This window comes from Pseudomonas sp. RIT-PI-a (assembly GCF_001187875.1).
GTDB classification, from domain to species: domain Bacteria; phylum Pseudomonadota; class Gammaproteobacteria; order Pseudomonadales; family Pseudomonadaceae; genus Aquipseudomonas; species Aquipseudomonas coleopterorum.
In genome coordinates this window covers 691063-705237 of record NZ_LGIR01000011.1, presented here as the reverse complement: position 1 = coordinate 705237, position 14175 = coordinate 691063, and the positions used below count along the sequence as shown (strand labels likewise).

At 61.4% G+C, this 14175-nt stretch carries 16 protein-coding genes, 1 tRNA gene and 1 pseudogene; 11 read left to right on the top strand and 7 right to left on the bottom strand.

Annotated elements, in window-relative coordinates; translation table 11 throughout:
- Positions 1-21: 21 nt before the first annotated feature.
- Together AC788_RS05435 and AC788_RS05430 are read right to left on the bottom strand one after the other, a co-directional pair.
- Positions 22-903: an ABC transporter ATP-binding protein gene (locus AC788_RS05435; protein ID WP_049859573.1), complete on the bottom strand. Its 882-nt coding sequence runs from the start codon at positions 901-903 to the stop codon at positions 22-24.
- A gap of 13 nt (positions 904-916) precedes the next feature.
- A complete protein-coding gene (locus tag AC788_RS05430) occupies positions 917-1798 on the bottom strand; it encodes a TauD/TfdA dioxygenase family protein (protein ID WP_049859572.1) in 882 nt (293 codons plus the stop codon).
- A 279-nt stretch (positions 1799-2077) separates the two neighbouring features.
- Between AC788_RS05430 and AC788_RS05425 the strand changes: the two genes are divergently transcribed.
- Both AC788_RS05425 and AC788_RS05420 read left to right on the top strand, forming a co-directional pair.
- Complete coding sequence (locus AC788_RS05425; protein ID WP_049859571.1) at positions 2078-2320, top strand: DUF1654 domain-containing protein; 243 nt, start codon at positions 2078-2080, stop codon at positions 2318-2320.
- 4 nt (positions 2321-2324) lie between these two features.
- On the top strand, positions 2325-3014 hold the full coding sequence (locus AC788_RS05420) for an endonuclease (protein WP_049859570.1): 690 nt from the start codon (positions 2325-2327) through the stop codon (positions 3012-3014).
- A 28-nt stretch (positions 3015-3042) separates the two neighbouring features.
- On the opposite strand, the gene AC788_RS05415 is transcribed toward AC788_RS05420, so the two are convergent.
- On the bottom strand, positions 3043-3615 hold the full coding sequence (locus tag AC788_RS05415; protein WP_049859569.1) for an SPOR domain-containing protein: 573 nt from the start codon (positions 3613-3615) through the stop codon (positions 3043-3045).
- A 141-nt stretch (positions 3616-3756) separates the two neighbouring features.
- Here AC788_RS05415 and AC788_RS05410 point away from each other — a divergent pair, with 141 nt between their 5' ends.
- Together AC788_RS05410 and AC788_RS21735 are read left to right on the top strand one after the other, a co-directional pair.
- The gene (locus AC788_RS05410; RefSeq protein ID WP_049859568.1) at positions 3757-4053 is read left to right on the top strand and encodes a DUF6388 family protein; all 297 of its coding nucleotides are present in this window, start codon (positions 3757-3759) and stop codon (positions 4051-4053) included.
- Between the two features lie 88 nt (positions 4054-4141).
- Positions 4142-4315 carry a hypothetical protein gene (locus AC788_RS21735; RefSeq protein ID WP_161804287.1) on the top strand — a complete coding sequence of 58 codons (174 nt, stop codon included), beginning with the start codon at positions 4142-4144 and terminating at the stop codon, positions 4313-4315.
- Between the two features lie 4 nt (positions 4316-4319).
- On the opposite strand, the gene AC788_RS22040 is transcribed toward AC788_RS21735, so the two are convergent.
- Complete coding sequence (locus tag AC788_RS22040) at positions 4320-4448, bottom strand: hypothetical protein (RefSeq protein WP_269082565.1); 129 nt, start codon at positions 4446-4448, stop codon at positions 4320-4322.
- 164 nt (positions 4449-4612) lie between these two features.
- On the opposite strand from AC788_RS22040, the gene AC788_RS21245 reads away from it, so the two are divergent.
- Both AC788_RS21245 and AC788_RS21585 read left to right on the top strand, forming a co-directional pair.
- Positions 4613-4846: a DUF6555 family protein gene (locus AC788_RS21245; RefSeq protein WP_056842728.1), complete on the top strand. Its 234-nt coding sequence runs from the start codon at positions 4613-4615 to the stop codon at positions 4844-4846.
- Positions 4847-4908: 62 nt separating this feature from the next.
- Positions 4909-5115 carry a hypothetical protein gene (locus tag AC788_RS21585; protein WP_152965707.1) on the top strand — a complete coding sequence of 69 codons (207 nt, stop codon included), beginning with the start codon at positions 4909-4911 and terminating at the stop codon, positions 5113-5115.
- 63 nt (positions 5116-5178) lie between these two features.
- On the opposite strand, the gene AC788_RS05400 is transcribed toward AC788_RS21585, so the two are convergent.
- Positions 5179-5255: transfer RNA gene (locus AC788_RS05400), tRNA-Val, on the bottom strand.
- A 173-nt stretch (positions 5256-5428) separates the two neighbouring features.
- Between AC788_RS05400 and AC788_RS05395 the strand changes: the two are divergent.
- Positions 5429-6712, top strand: a pseudogene (locus AC788_RS05395) (NAD(P)/FAD-dependent oxidoreductase).
- Between the two features lie 254 nt (positions 6713-6966).
- On the opposite strand, the gene AC788_RS05390 reads toward AC788_RS05395, so the two are convergent.
- Positions 6967-7638 (bottom strand): hypothetical protein, encoded by a 672-nt coding sequence (locus tag AC788_RS05390; RefSeq protein ID WP_049859566.1) that lies wholly within the window; start codon positions 7636-7638, stop codon positions 6967-6969.
- A 211-nt stretch (positions 7639-7849) separates the two neighbouring features.
- On the opposite strand from AC788_RS05390, the gene AC788_RS21780 reads away from it, so the two are divergent.
- A complete protein-coding gene (locus tag AC788_RS21780) occupies positions 7850-8032 on the top strand; it encodes a hypothetical protein (RefSeq protein ID WP_049859565.1) in 183 nt (60 codons plus the stop codon).
- Positions 8033-8101: 69 nt separating this feature from the next.
- Here AC788_RS21780 and AC788_RS05380 read toward each other — a convergent pair whose 3' ends face one another.
- The gene (locus tag AC788_RS05380) at positions 8102-8857 is read right to left on the bottom strand and encodes a TerC family protein (protein WP_049859564.1); all 756 of its coding nucleotides are present in this window, start codon (positions 8855-8857) and stop codon (positions 8102-8104) included.
- Positions 8858-9038: 181 nt separating this feature from the next.
- Here AC788_RS05380 and nhaR point away from each other — a divergent pair, with 181 nt between their 5' ends.
- The 3 genes from nhaR (at position 9039) to AC788_RS05365 (ending at position 14146) form a co-directional block, all read left to right on the top strand.
- Complete coding sequence (gene nhaR / locus AC788_RS05375; protein WP_049859821.1) at positions 9039-9941, top strand: transcriptional activator NhaR; 903 nt, start codon at positions 9039-9041, stop codon at positions 9939-9941.
- A gap of 68 nt (positions 9942-10009) precedes the next feature.
- Positions 10010-11251 carry a cytosine deaminase gene (codA, locus tag AC788_RS05370; RefSeq protein ID WP_049859563.1) on the top strand — a complete coding sequence of 414 codons (1242 nt, stop codon included), beginning with the start codon at positions 10010-10012 and terminating at the stop codon, positions 11249-11251.
- Positions 11252-11473: 222 nt separating this feature from the next.
- Positions 11474-14146 carry a two-partner secretion domain-containing protein gene (locus AC788_RS05365; RefSeq protein WP_152965706.1) on the top strand — a complete coding sequence of 891 codons (2673 nt, stop codon included), beginning with the start codon at positions 11474-11476 and terminating at the stop codon, positions 14144-14146.
- Positions 14147-14175 lie beyond the last annotated feature (29 nt).

The window sequence follows — 14175 nt, the reverse complement described above, 5'->3', positions numbered from 1 at the left end:
GGCGAGGTCAGTGCAGCGATATCAATAGGCGATGCGCAAATGCTGGAAATCCACCGGGCGGTCCATCACCGGCTCCTCACCTTCATCGAACAGCAGCCGATGAATGCGCTGAGCACTGGCCTGGAAGTCCACGCCGCCCAGGCTGCCCAGGTCAAACTGGTGGCTGTTGATCTCAGCCCGCACCCGGCCCGGATGAGGTGAGAGCAGCAGAATGCGATTGCCCACCACCAAGGCTTCCTCGATGGAATGGGTGACGAACAGCAAGGTGAAGCGCACTTCCTGCCACAGCTCCAGCAGCTCTTCCTGCATCTTGCGTCGCGTCAGCGCATCGAGTGCAGCGAACGGCTCGTCCATGAGCAGGATCTTCGGTTGCATGGCCAACGCCCGGGCGATCGCCACCCGCGCCTTCATGCCGCCGGAAAGGGTATGCGGATAGGCATCGGCAAAGGCACTCAGGCCGACCTTCTCCAGGTAGTAGCGGGCACGCTCGTTGGCCTCGGCACGCTTGAGCGTCCGCGACGCCAATAGCGGAAACATCACGTTCTCGATCACGGTTTTCCAGGCCGGCAGCTGGTCGAACTCCTGAAACACCACGATCCGGTCGGGGCCCGGCTCTTCGATCCGCTCACCCGCGAGGCGGATCTGACCTTCACTGGGCTTGATGAAACCGGCCACGGCCTTGAGCAAGGTGGATTTGCCGCACCCGGACGGGCCCAGCAAGACGAAGCGATCGGCCCGATCGACTTCGAAGCTGACCTGGTGCGTCGCACGCACCACCCGTTCGGAGGTGCGGTATTCGAGGCTGACGTTCTCTACCTGCAACAGGGTTTCGGGAGTCGCCCGTTGTCCGGTTGCCGAATCGGTCCCAGCGCTGGCCGTGTGGCCTGGCAGTGCAGCGTTCATGCAAGACTCCCTATCAAAACGGCGCATCGCCCTGGATGGTGGTGCGGTACAGCTTGCGCCGCAGGTGGTCCGGGCAGCCGGCCGCGAGGTGAATCAACGAGCGGTTGTCCCAGAAGACCATGTCGTGGGCTTGCCATTGATGCCGATAGACGTTGTCTTCGCGCACGCTGTGGGCATAGAGCTGCTGCAGCAGATCACGGCTTTCGTCTTCCGGAAGGCCGACGATGTGGGTGGTGAACCCTTCACTGACGAACAGGGCCTTGCGGCCGTTTTCCGGATGGGTACGGACCACCGGATGGGTCACGGTCACCACCTGAGCCAGCTGCTCTGCCGTCAAGGTCGGCCGCCAGTTGGCCGCATTCTTGCCCTCGCTGTAGCGCGCGGTGTACGAGTGCACGGCCTGCCTGCCTTCGACCGCCGCGCGCAAGGCTGACGGAAGAGTGTCCCAGGCTCGATGCATGTCGGCGAACAGGGTGTCGCCGCCCTCGCTGGGCAACTCCTGCGCATGCAGCATGGAGCCCAGGCTGGGCAGCTCTTTGTACGACAGGTCCGAATGCCAATACTTGCCCGCGTCACCCAGCCCTACCGGCTGGCCGTTCTCGACGATGTTGGAAACGATGAGAATCTCTGGATGCCCGGCCAGCAGAAACTGCTTGAGCACATGGATCTGAAGCACACCGAAACGGCGGCTGAAGTCGATCTGCTGCTGGGGCGTGATGCGCTGGTCGCGAAAGACCACGACGTGATGATCGAGGTGGGCCCGGTGGATGCTGGCGAAATCCTGGTCGTTGAGCGGCAGGCGCAAATCCAGACCGATGATTTCGGCCCCGACATGGCCGGCCAACGGACGGATCTCGAAGGACTGACGAGGGATTTCTGTAAGGGCGAGGGCCATGTTGTGCTCCGACTCTGGCTATTGAGTACGAGTGAATGGCCGAACTGTAGAGGTATAAGAACGGAATTTTAAATATCGTTATCGAATAACGATATCACTGCCGGGACTTTCGATTCGACGCGACTTGTCGGATGTCTCTGATCGGATTCAAGTTTTTTCGTAAACATGGAAGAAAAATCGCGAATCCGCTGTCAGAAACCCGCTATTTATCCAGGGCTATTGCGAAACGTCTTACAGTCAAATACTGTACGCACGTACAGCCCATCAAGGAAACGCGTCGTGACCACTGCCACCCCCGCCGCGCCGAGCGCCTATGAACGTCTAGGCGTGCGCATCCAGAAGATCATCAACTCGCCCACCGCGCAGAAATCCCGTGCGGCTCTCATCTTTCGGCTCGAACACGAGAGCGAAGATGACTGGGCGCAAATGCTCGAAGAAATCGCCGAGAACGACAACGTCACCCTTGCCCACCGCGACGACGGTGGCGTGCAGATTTTCTGGGTTGTACCGAAGGAAGATTGATTCAATGATGGTTCGCAGTCTGTTCGTCAGTTTGATGCTGTTCAGTTTCACCGTCCACGCCGATGCTCCGCGTACCTTCAGCGAAGCCAAGAAGATCGCCTGGAAGCTGTACGCGCCACAATCCACGGAGTTCTATTGCGGCTGCAAGTACAGCGGCAACCGCGTGGACCTTGCCGCCTGCGGTTATGTCCCGCGCAAGAATGCCAACCGCGCCGCGCGTATCGAATGGGAACACATCGTGCCCGCCTGGCAGATCGGCCACCAGCGCCAATGCTGGCAAAACGGAGGGCGCAAGAACTGCACCCGCAATGACAAGGTCTACCAGACCGCCGAGGCCGACTTGCACAACCTGGTGCCGAGCATCGGCGAAGTGAACGGCGACCGGAACAATTTCAGCTTCGGCTGGCTGCCCGAACAGCGCGGGCAATACGGTTCGTGCCTGACCCAGGTCGACTTCAAGGCGAAAAAGGTCATGCCCCGACCGTCGATCCGCGGCATGATCGCGCGCACCTATCTGTACATGAGCAAGCAGTACGGGCTGCGTCTTTCACGCCAGGACACCCAGCTGTACCAGGCGTGGGACAAGACCTATCCGGTGCAGGTCTGGGAGCGCCAGCGCAACCAGCAGGTGGCCTGTGTGATGGGGCATGGCAATGCGTTCGTCGGGCCGGTGGACCTCAAGGCCTGCGGCTGACGCCGCGGCCCTGAAGTGCACACTGGTTTCAGGGCTTGTCCGCCTTGCTGAACGGCATCACCACCGACTCGATTCCGCGCGACCCCATCAGACGTGCCCGCTCCTTTTCAGCTTCGGCTTTGCTGTCGAATGGCCCCAGATAGACGATGGTCTCGCCGTCATGCTGGACGAAGCTGGCGACGAAACCATTTTCTACCAGCCGGGCGGCCATGTCGGTCACCGAGCCCATGTTGCGGCCAGAAACGATACGCACCTCCCATTGTTGCCCCTGCTGCTCGGCGACATCCACTGGCGGCAGCAGCTCCTCGGCACTGCCGCACACCTCGCGCACGCGCGGATCGTTGCCGTCATTGTCGATGACGACCTCGAACTGGTCGCCATGGGGAATCGCCGCGTAGCTGCGGTAAGGTCCGTAGACGCCTTGGGCGTCCTTACCCTTCACCTGGCCACAGTAGTTGCCCTGGTCGGTGGTGCGCACATTGGTGAAACGCGCCGTCTTGGGGTTCTCCAACAACTGCGAGACCGCCTCGTGGGCTTTTTCGAACGCCGTGCCGCACCCGGCCAACGTCAGCACTGCCATCACCATCATCAACTTGCGCACGCGTCTACCTCCAGAATTCGAGGCGCAGATTTTATCACCATCCGCCCTTCCCGCGCCCGCCCACCCGTTGACCGTCGCTGACGGGCCGGCGGCGCCATGGCATCATGTCTCTTTATTTCCAACAATCAGCAGGGCCTAGACATGATCGCCAAAGAAGACCGCAACCAAGCCGCATTGGCGATATTCCTCGATGCACATCCCGAATTGCGCGAAGAGATTCAGGTGCTGAACGCCCGCGAGCAGGCAGAACAGGTGCAGTGGGCGTTCGAGGACGAAGCTCAGGCGCAGGGGCTGGAACCCTGGGAGCTGGCGCTGCAATTGATTGCTGAAAGTCCGGAAGAACTCAAGGCCATGCGTCTGGAGGTGCATCAGGAAGTGGCCGATGCACTCGGCCTGAGCTGGGAGGATTACTGCGAATTCAACGAAGTCGAACCCTGACATGACCGACGGTCACGGATCGAACAGAACCTGCCGCCTCGCGCACGCCTCGAATGCATGAACCCACCGTCAACGTGCGAGGCATGCCATGAATACCGATATCGACCCAATCCCGCTGATCGGCCAGGCCGAGGCTGATCCGCTGGCAGATGACCTGACCAGCGATGGCGCCGCGCTCAACGATGCCGATGACGGCGAGCCCGAAGTGCTTCCGGACGATCCGGACATCGATGGCGCCGATGCCTCCACCGAGCCCAGCTGAACGCTTACCGACGATCCGGTAATTCGCCATGGCGGCTGTAGGTCAACCCTTCCAGGTCGATCACCATGGCGAACCAGCCGGCAGTGGCCAACAGCACTACCAGCGCCATGCATGCGATCCATTTGTTCATCATTCTCAAGCATCCTTGCCCAGCTCGAACCGCCTGCGTTCGACGTCCTGTCCATCGTCTCCATCGCCTTCCCGATAACCCGGTCTGATCGATAGTAGTTTTGTGCCATCATGACGGAACTGGCCAATGGCCTGCATGTCTGATGCCCGGTAAAGCGGGAGCATTATATGACAAGCCGGTTCACGGATTACGAGATTCGCTATGTACTCAACGGTGAGTCCCGGCGCTTTCAACAGCGAGACACGCACATGAGCGACGCCGATGCCTGGTACTACGCGGCCTTGCACTCGGGAATCGGGCTGGTCTATGGCGGCACCAATGCGGGGGAACATGCTGAGCAGTTGCGCCGCCACGTCGAACGTCGAGGGCTGCGCGATGTGCAATGGCGGCCGTTGAATTGAATCCGCGACATCCAGTGCCGTGCATTGGTAGGCTGCCGTAACACTGCACGAAGGTGGCCGCGATGTTCCAGCAAGAACTATTGGCGCTGCACCTGATGCGCCTTCACCAGCATCAGCAGGCGTACACCGGCGCCTTGGCCGATGTCCGGCGCTGCCTGGATCGACCAGAAACAAACGCGGAGCTTGGCGACTTGCTCGCCGAGATTGAAATGCGCGGCGCTCAACTCGAAGCCTTGGTGGAACGCCTCCGGCAACTTTCCGATGGTTGAGCACAAAAAAGGGCGACCCTTTCGGATCGCCCTTTCATACCGCCCAGCAGAGCGGATTTTGTTTGGTAGGCGCGATTGGACTCGAACCAACGACCCCCACCATGTCAAGGTGGTGCTCTAACCAACTGAGCTACGTGCCTGCTGTGAGGCGGCATTCTACGGAATCGAAGCTGCCTGTCAACTCATTTTTTTGCGCTAAGCCTATGAAATGCGGAATTATTTTCAGCGCGTACCAATCCGGTCCGCTGGTGAGGCGCAGGCAACTGCGATAGCATCCGGGCACAGGCGAATTCCACCGAGCCGAGGTTGCCGGATGTCCAGCATGCAGTATCCACCGTCCTTCTATGCCGCTTCCGCCAACGCGGCGCCGCCCCGCCCTGCCCTTCAAGGCGAAGTCGAAGCGGATGTGTGCATCATCGGCGCGGGCTACACCGGATTGTCCAGTGCGCTGTTTCTGCTCGAGCGGGGTTTCAGCGTTTGCGTGCTGGAAGCGGCCAAGGTCGGTTTCGGCGCTTCGGGACGCAACGGCGGCCAGATCGTCAACAGTTACAGCCGGGATCTGGATGTGATCGAGCGCAGCGTCGGCGCTGATCAGGCGCGGCTGCTGGGCGACATGGCCTTCGAGGGTGCACGGATCATCCGTGAACGGGTGACCCGCTACAGTATCAACTGCGATCTGAAGAATGGCGGTGTGTTCGCGGCGCTTACCGCCAAGCAGCTCAAGCACCTGGAGGCCCAGCAGCGTTTGTGGGAGCGCTACGGCCACACCCAGCTGGAACTGCTGGACGAGAAGCGCATCCGCCAAGTCGTGGATTGCGAACAGTACGTAGGCGGTCTGCTCGATGTCAGTGGCGGTCATATCCATCCGCTGAACCTGGCCTTGGGCGAAGCGGCGGCAGTCGAGTCGCTGGGCGGCCGCATTCATGAGCAATCGCCCGCCATACGCATCGAGCGCGGCCCAAGCCCGGTGGTCCATACCGCTCAAGGCAAGGTGCGGGCCAAGTTCGTTATCGTCGCCGGCAACGCCTATCTGGGCGACCTGGTGCCGGAGCTGGCGGCCAAGTCCATGCCTTGCGGTACCCAGGTCATTGCAACCGAGCCCTTGGGCGAGGATCTGGCGCGCAGTCTGCTGCCGCAGGACTACTGCGTGGAGGACTGCAACTACCTGCTCGACTACTATCGCCTGACAGCCGACAAGCGTCTGATCTTCGGCGGTGGCGTGGTGTATGGCGCGCGAGATCCGGCCAACATCGAGGCGATCATTCGGCCGAAGATGCTCAAGGCGTTCCCGCAGCTGGCGTAGGTTAAGATCGACTACGCCTGGACAGGCAACTTTCTGCTGACCTTGTCGCGCCTGCCGCAGATGGGCCGCCTGGGCGACAATATCTATTACTCTCAAGGCTGCAGCGGGCATGGTGTGACATACACCCATCTTGCGGGCAAGGTGCTCGCCGAGGCCCTGAGCGGCCAGGCCGAGCGCTTCGACGCGTTTGCCGACCTGCCCCATTACCCCTTCCCCGGCGGCCGCGCCCTGGGCGCACCCTTGACCCAGCTGGGCGCCTGGTACTACAGCCTGCGCGACCGTCTGGGATTCTGACCCGGACGCGTTCATCCAGGCGCACCGCAAGTGCCGCCGACGCAGCTTGCGCAGCTGCTACAGGATTGCAGTTGATTCCCCTGTAGCAGCGGCGCGAGCCTCATCCGGGTTCGACGCGTTCATCCAGGCACACCGCGAGTGCCGCCGACGCAGCGTCCGAATTCTCAGGATTCCCCTGTAGCAGCGGCGCGAGCCGCGTCGGGGTGGGTGCGGTCCTTCGGCATGACTGCCGCGGCCTCAAGCGTGGTATGCGGTTACGGGCCAATGGCCTTGCGAGCGCGAGCGGCGGCGGGTTCCTGGCCGGCTGCGGCGGTTTCGCGGGCGGCGTCGAGCCAGCGCTGGCGGTCGACCTGTGCCGGCAGCTGGTTGGGCTGCTGAATCAGGATGGCCCAAGATCCTGCACTCTTCCACGCGGACGCAAAGCTGTCGAAATCCATCGGCAGACGCCGGTTCATCCCCGAGCGCAGCAGCACGTGCCGCTTGAACCGGTCGTAGCCCACCAGCAAGGCGTAGCGAGGTTGGGACCACAGGAACGAGCCTTCGCTGTAGCGCAGCAACACGGGATTGCCTGCGGCCACTTGAGCCAGCAATGCGTTCAACTGCGGATCGAGCGGATATACCAACAGCCCATATTCACGGGCCACCTGGGTAATGTTCTGTTGCAGGCGATCCGTTTCGCCGGGCAGTTTCAATGCCGGGTCGAGTAGCCCGGGTGTAATGGTAATGCCTTGTTGCGAGAGCATGCTGGCCAGCACCATCGAACCGCTCTGGTTGGCGTTACCGCGATAGAACGGTACGCCGTTGAGCTCCACCCGGTCCGCCAGACCCGGCAATGCCGGTCCATTGTTGGTGGCACAGCCAGCCATGCCTGCCATCAGGCTGCTGGCCAACAGCAGCCTGAGCAGGACGTTCGATTTGCGCAACATCGTGTTCCTCGGGACGGGGCGGCGCACAACGTGCCGCGCGAACGGCCATCATAGGTTTCCCGCGGCCCGCGGTATAGCAGCCCGCTGATCCATTGTTTGGGAGCAAGATCGATTCACGCAAATGACCTTTCGTCAATAGGTTGAAACGCTCGCAAACCCTCAGGGTCATCTATTACGTGACCGAGAAGACGCGAAAGCAATGGAGGTAGTGATGAGCCTTGCAATGATAATCTTCAGCCTGATCGCCGGCTGGATGGCCGTGGCGGCTGCCATGCTCTGGGGCGTACTGCGCATCGCGCGTCGCCATCAGCACCATGAGCCGCAGGTCCGGCAACACCTCAAGCCAAAAGCCGCTGTAACGCTGCGCCGCACCAGCACCCCGCAACACATCTGAATCAACCCGCACAAAGTACCAGGCGAAAAAAAAGGGGGCATCCATGCCCCCTCGCTTTGTCCACCTCGCTTACACCTCGCGATTGGCCGCCAGCTTGCGCTGCTTGGCCCTGCGCGACAGCATGTTCAAGCCTTCGATGGTGGCCGAGAACGCCATGGCTGCGTAGATGTAGCCCTTGGGTACATGGGCACCGAAGCCTTCTGCAATCAGCGTCATGCCGATCATGATCAGGAAGCCCAGGGCCAGCATGACGACCGTAGGGTTGTCATTGATGAACTTGGCCAAAGGTTCGGCAGCCAGCAACATCACCACGACGGCGCTGACCACGGCGATGATCATGATCGGCAAGTGCTCGGTCATGCCCACGGCGGTGATGATGCTGTCGATGGAGAATACCAGGTCCAGCACCAGGATCTGACCGATCGCCGAAGCGAAGCTCAGGCTGACCTTGTCGCCGATCTTGGCTTCTTCCTGCTCGACAGGGTCCACGGTGTGGTGGATTTCCTTGGTCGCTTTCCACAACAGGAACAGACCACCGGCGATCAGGATCACGTCTTTCCACGAGAACCAGTGATCGAACACGGAGAACACCGGCTCGGTCAGCTGGACGATATAGGCCACGGTGCTCAGCAGACCCAGGCGCAGGATCAGCGCCATGCTGATACCGATACGACGGGCCTTGGCCTGTATTTCCTTGGGCAGCTTGTTGGTCAGGATGGAGATAAAGATCAGGTTATCGATACCGAGTACGACTTCCATGATCACCAGGGTTATCAACGCCACCCAGGCGGTGGGGCTTGAAGCCAGTTCCAGTAGGTATTCCATGTATCGTTCCTGCCCTTATCACGGTTTGCTGAATGTCTGGAGAGGCTCGGCCGGTGCCGCGCACAGTAGCGAGCCCCAAATACTGGCTCTTTGCTAGCGAGGCATTCTAGAGAGATGAACAGTTCTGGAAAATTCGTATTTTTACCAGCTACACTTCGTTTTTTACGAAGTGTAGGTGCCCGTGCTCAACTATCGTCAGCTTCACTATTTCTGGGTTGTCGCGCGCACTGGAAGCATCGTGCGCGCCAGTGAGCAACTCAACCTCACCGCACAAACCATTAGCGGTCAGATCAGCCTGCTCGAAGAAACGTTCTGCGTGAAATTGTTTCGGCGTGTTGGCAGACATCTTGAGCTGACCGAGGCCGGTCGTCAGGCCCTCCCCTATGCCGAACGCATGTTCCAGATGGCCGGTGAACTGGAAGCGGTGCTGCGCACTCAGCCCGATGAGGAGCAGATCCCCTTCCGTGTGGGCGTGGCCGACGTGGTGCCCAAGTCGATCGTCTACCGACTGATCGCACCGACCATGGAACTGAGCGAACCCCTGCGCATCACCTGCCGCGAAGACAAGCTGGAACGCTTGCTGGCCGACCTGGCAATCCAGCGCCTGGACATGGTCATCTCCGACAGCCCCATGCCTTCGCATCTGGACATCAAGGGCTACAGCCAGAAGCTGGGTGAGTGCGGCATCAGTTTCTTCGCCACCGAGCAGTTGGCTGCTCGCCATGGCGGGGATTTCCCGCAATGCCTGCACGGGGCGCCGCTGCTCATTCCCGGTCAGGAAAGCGTGTTGCGCAGCCGCCTGATGCGCTGGTTCGGCGACCAGGGCCTGCTGCCGCGAGTGGTCGGGGAATTCGACGACAGCGCCTTGATGCAGGCCTTCGGCCAATCCGGCAGCGGGATCTTCATTGCGCCTAGCGTCATCGCCGATGAAATCATGACGCAGTATCGCGTCCGCTTGATCGGGCAGACCGAAGCGGTCACCGAGTCGTTCTACGTGATTTCGGTCGAGCGCAAGGTCAAGCATCCCGGCATCGTGGCGATCACCGAGGGCGCACGCCGGGAGCTGTTCACCCCGCCCGCCTGAAGGTTTTCCAAGCGCCGGAGACAAATATGGCAACATGGCCCCTCGGCACCCAGAAAGAAGGATTCCCCATGAAGATCATCAACGCCCGGTTGCGCAAGACCGATGGATTGCACACTGTCACCTGCGAGGGCGCCGTCATTGCCTCGATCCAGGCGCAAGGGGACACGGTGACAGCCCAAGGGGATGACATCGATGCGCAGGGAAATCTGCTGATCGCTCCATTGGTCGAGCCGCACATTCATCTGGACGCCACCCTCACCGCCGGTGATCCGCAGTGGAACATGAGCGGCACGCTGTTCGAAGGCATAGAGCGCTGGGGCCAGCGCAAGGCCAGCATCACCCACGAAGACACCAAACAGCGTGCCTTGACTACCATCGGCATGCTCGCCGAGCACGGCATCCAGCATGTGCGCACGCACATCGACGTTACCGACCCTACCCTGGGCGCGCTCAAGGCCATGCTCGAAGTACGCGAGGAAGCGCGCCACCTGATCGATCTGCAGATCGTGGCCTTTCCTCAGGAAGGCATCGAATCCTACCCCGACGGCCGCGAACTGATGGAGCGCGCGGTGGCCATGGGCGCCGATGTGGTCGGCGGCATTCCGCACTTCGAAAACACCCGAGAGCAAGGCGTTAGCTCCATCGGTTTTCTCATGGATCTGGCCGAGCGCACCGGCTGCCTGGTGGACGTGCATTGCGACGAGACCGATGATCCGCATTCGCGGTTTCTCGAAGTGCTCGCCGAGCAGGCCCGGGTGCGCGGCATGGGTAGCCGCGTCACTGCCAGCCACACCACCGCGATGGGCTCCTATGACAACGCCTATTGCTCGAAACTGTTCCGCCTCCTCAAGCAGTCGGGCATCAGCTTCGTGTCGTGCCCGACCGAGAGCATTCACTTGCAGGGTCGCTTCGATACGTTTCCCAAGCGCCGCGGCGTGACCCGCGTGGCCGAGCTGGACCGGGCCGGCATGAACGTGTGCTTCGGTCAGGACTCCATCAAGGACCCCTGGTACCCGCTGGGCAACGGCAACATCCTGCGGGTGCTGGATGCCGGTCTGCATATTTGTCACATGATGGGTTTCGAGGACCTGCAACGTTCGCTCGACCTGGTCACCGACAACAGCGCCCGCGCGCTGAACCTGGGCGAGCGCTACGGCATTGCCGTGGGACGTCCGGCGAATCTGGTGATTCTGGGTGCGCAGAACGACTACGAAGCGGTACGCCAGCAGGCCAAGGCGCGGGTATCGATTCGCGCTGGTCGGGTATTGATGAAGCGCATACCCGAGCGGGTCGAGTTCAGCCTCGGTTGACTGAGGACGCCATACCGTCTTGACCGCTATTGTTGCCTTGAAGACAGGTAAGACAGGTAAGACAGGTAAGACAGCCCTCTGACATCGCGCCTGACAGATACGTCCTACACTACAAGGATCGTTCCTACACTCATTGCCATGCCTCACACCTCTCTAGAGTGGCCTGCGGCGGATTCGTCCATCCGCCCTGCCAACTCATAGCCCCCAGAGAGGAGCATCATCGTGCAACAAGCAGCTTTTTCTACCCAATCCTTCACTCGACACGGACTCGGGCTGGCCGTCTCGGCGGTCCTGCTGACTACCCTCGGCTCAGCCTCGGCCAGCGAGCTGATTGCAGCTGATGGCCCAATGGGCACGGCCATTCTCGGCAACCAGGCCGGCGTACCGGTCGTCGATATCGTCGCGCCCAATACGCAAGGTCTTTCCCACAACCGCTGGCAGGACTACAACGTCGGTACAGCCGGTCTGGTGCTGAACAACAGCCTGGCGGCTGGGCAAGTACAGCTCGACGGTGTCGCCCTGGATATTAGCGCCAATCGGCAGTTCGCTGACGTCGCCGCCAGCACCATCCTCAATGAGGTGGTGGGCACCCGCGGCTCCACCATTGCCGGCTCGCAGGTCATCTTCGGTCAGGCGGCGGACTACGTCTTGAGCAACCCCAACGGCATCGAACTCAACGGCGCACGCATGACGCTGGACTCGGCCCACACGGCAACCTATGTGGTCGGGACGCCCGCGTTCAGCGATGGCGTGATCAGCCAGTACGATACACGTTCGCAGTCCCCCGCCGAACACCGCCTGGTGGTTGGCCAGAACGGCCTGGATGTCGGGACCGGATCGGTGCGTCTGATCGCTCCTACCGTGCAGAAAACCGGGGCCATTACTGCGGGCGGCGACTTGACCTTGCTGCTGGGTAATCACTTGGTCGACGCACGTTCTCTGTCCACCGAAGCCGTTGCTCGGTCATCCGCGGCGGTGGATGCCAGCCTGCTGGGCGCCATGCATGCCAGGCGCATCAAGATCGTCAGCACCGACCAGGGTGTCGGCTTGAACATGGGCATCACGCGACTGCGCGGTGACAAAGGTATCGAGATCAGTTCGGCCGGGGCATTGTCCATCGGTTCCAGTGTGGTCAACCAAGGACAGTATGGGCAGGCGGCGATCGACGCCGGCGAACAGGACCTCGTGCTCTCAGCGGGTGGTGACATGTCACTCACGTCCGTGGCGATCGATGCACAGAACATTGACGCACGGTCCCGCGGGCTGCTGAAGCTGGATGCATTGAGCAACCAGACCGAAACGCAGCGCCAGGCCAGCGCCGATGAACATTGGTTCACCCTCGCAGCTGGAGAATCGGACGCACAGATCACCGAACGCAGCTTGACCCATATCGGTAACCGGTTGACCGCAACGCGCAACGTACGCCTGGACGGCCGCAGCGGTATCGAGATGGCAGCTACCCGCATCGACGGGCCGGAAAATGTCGGACTCTACACCGTTCGGGGCGGCGTGCAGCTCGGGGCCAAGATGGACCAGTCGTGGCGTACGGTGCGGGTGCCTTCCCTCGATGGCTCCGATGACAGCGCCTCCACCTACACTGAAACCGCTCAGGCTACGCACATTGAAGGTGGTACGGTCAGCCTGCCTACGGCCACATTGCTGGGCGCCACGATCAATGCGACCCACTCGATGGATATAGGCGGCGCGGGGGCTACCCACATCGGCAGTCTGGATTTCAAACGTACGCTCACCCAGGGAACCGGCGCCCGCCGGGTCAGCCTGACGGACACGCTCGCCCACGAGGCGCTGCAGGAGCGCCGGTATCAGCGACCATCGCAGCTGCAGGCCCCCAACGCCAGCCTGTCGCTGCATGGCACGGAAATTCGCATCGTCGGCAGTCAGCTTTCGGCGAAAGACGTTCGTTTGCAATTCGACGGCACCGTGGCCATCGAAGGTGGCAGCGAAGACGCTCGCATCGAAGGGGCGAGACCGGCAGCACAGCAGTTTCAGCGCAGTTTTGATCGTAGCGCGCAGAGCAACGTCGCCAGTTTCGTTCAGGCTACGGACACGCTGGCAATACGGGCACGCCGCTCGACCTTCCGCGAGGGTAGCGTATCGGTCAGCGGTTCACATCTGCTGGGCGGCAAGGCTGTCATCGTCAATGCCGAGGACAATGTGTGGATCAGCAGCGCCGACGAAAAGCAGAGTTTCAACCTGAGCGGGCCGCAGTGGGGGCCGGTACCGGGTGAACTGCCGCAAACGGGTGCCTGGAGCCGCAAAGGCTTCCGGGAGTCTCAGGCACGCAGCACGCTCGGTGGCGCGGGCTCCCTGCACGTTTCTGCCGGTGGCATGCTCGACGTGGCCGGTTCGTACCTGGATGCCGGAGGGGATATCAAGTTGGCGGCCGCCGACATTCAGTTGACCGGTAGCCTGGCGCCGACCGGCCCGCGCAATGAAACCATATGGTTGGACAACGACCTGCCTGGGTACTATTTCGCGCCAGTTGCCGGCGGAACCGATGCGCGGGTGACCGACCGAGTCAATAATGGCTTCGCGATGAAGGCCGGAGGCAGTATCGATATCACGGCGAAGCGCCTGGCTACCCATGCCGCTTCGGTGAATGCGGCAGGGCAATTGACGCTGCCGAGCGGTCTGGCGCTGTTCAAGGACACCCCAGTGGAAGACGCCGATGCGATTCGCAGCAACTACCATGGCTACGTGGCGCCGCGGCCGTCGAGCTGGCAGAGCCTGGCAGGCCTGCCCTTGGCAGCGTTGGATATAGCCGTGCCATCCAGCAATGGCACAACCCGCGAGTCGACATTCGTGGCCGGGGAAGTCAGCGCCGATACCGCTCGGCGCATCCAGGCGCTGAACATTCCCCTGACCCTGCGTTGACCGGTGTATCCGCCATCCGAGACCGCGTG

Excerpts from the sequence above, each read along its gene's own strand:
- AC788_RS05430 (WP_049859572.1), bottom strand. The coding sequence starts at position 1,798 with ATGGCCCTCGCCCTTACAGAAATCCCTCGTCAGTCCTTCGAGATCCGT.
- codA (WP_049859563.1), top strand. The coding sequence starts at position 10,010 with ATGAAGATCATCAACGCCCGGTTGCGCAAGACCGATGGATTGCACACT.
- AC788_RS22040 (WP_269082565.1), bottom strand. The coding sequence starts at position 4,448 with ATGATGAACAAATGGATCGCATGCATGGCGCTGGTAGTGCTGTTGGCC.
- AC788_RS05410 (WP_049859568.1), top strand. The coding sequence starts at position 3,757 with ATGATCGCCAAAGAAGACCGCAACCAAGCCGCATTGGCGATATTCCTC.
- AC788_RS21245 (WP_056842728.1), top strand. The coding sequence starts at position 4,613 with ATGACAAGCCGGTTCACGGATTACGAGATTCGCTATGTACTCAACGGT.
- AC788_RS05380 (WP_049859564.1), bottom strand. The coding sequence starts at position 8,857 with ATGGAATACCTACTGGAACTGGCTTCAAGCCCCACCGCCTGGGTGGCG.
- AC788_RS05390 (WP_049859566.1), bottom strand. The coding sequence starts at position 7,638 with ATGTTGCGCAAATCGAACGTCCTGCTCAGGCTGCTGTTGGCCAGCAGC.
- AC788_RS05420 (WP_049859570.1), top strand. The coding sequence starts at position 2,325 with ATGATGGTTCGCAGTCTGTTCGTCAGTTTGATGCTGTTCAGTTTCACC.
- AC788_RS21780 (WP_049859565.1), top strand. The coding sequence starts at position 7,850 with ATGAGCCTTGCAATGATAATCTTCAGCCTGATCGCCGGCTGGATGGCC.
- AC788_RS21585 (WP_152965707.1), top strand. The coding sequence starts at position 4,909 with ATGTTCCAGCAAGAACTATTGGCGCTGCACCTGATGCGCCTTCACCAG.
- AC788_RS05435 (WP_049859573.1), bottom strand. The coding sequence starts at position 903 with ATGAACGCTGCACTGCCAGGCCACACGGCCAGCGCTGGGACCGATTCG.
- AC788_RS21735 (WP_161804287.1), top strand. The coding sequence starts at position 4,142 with ATGAATACCGATATCGACCCAATCCCGCTGATCGGCCAGGCCGAGGCT.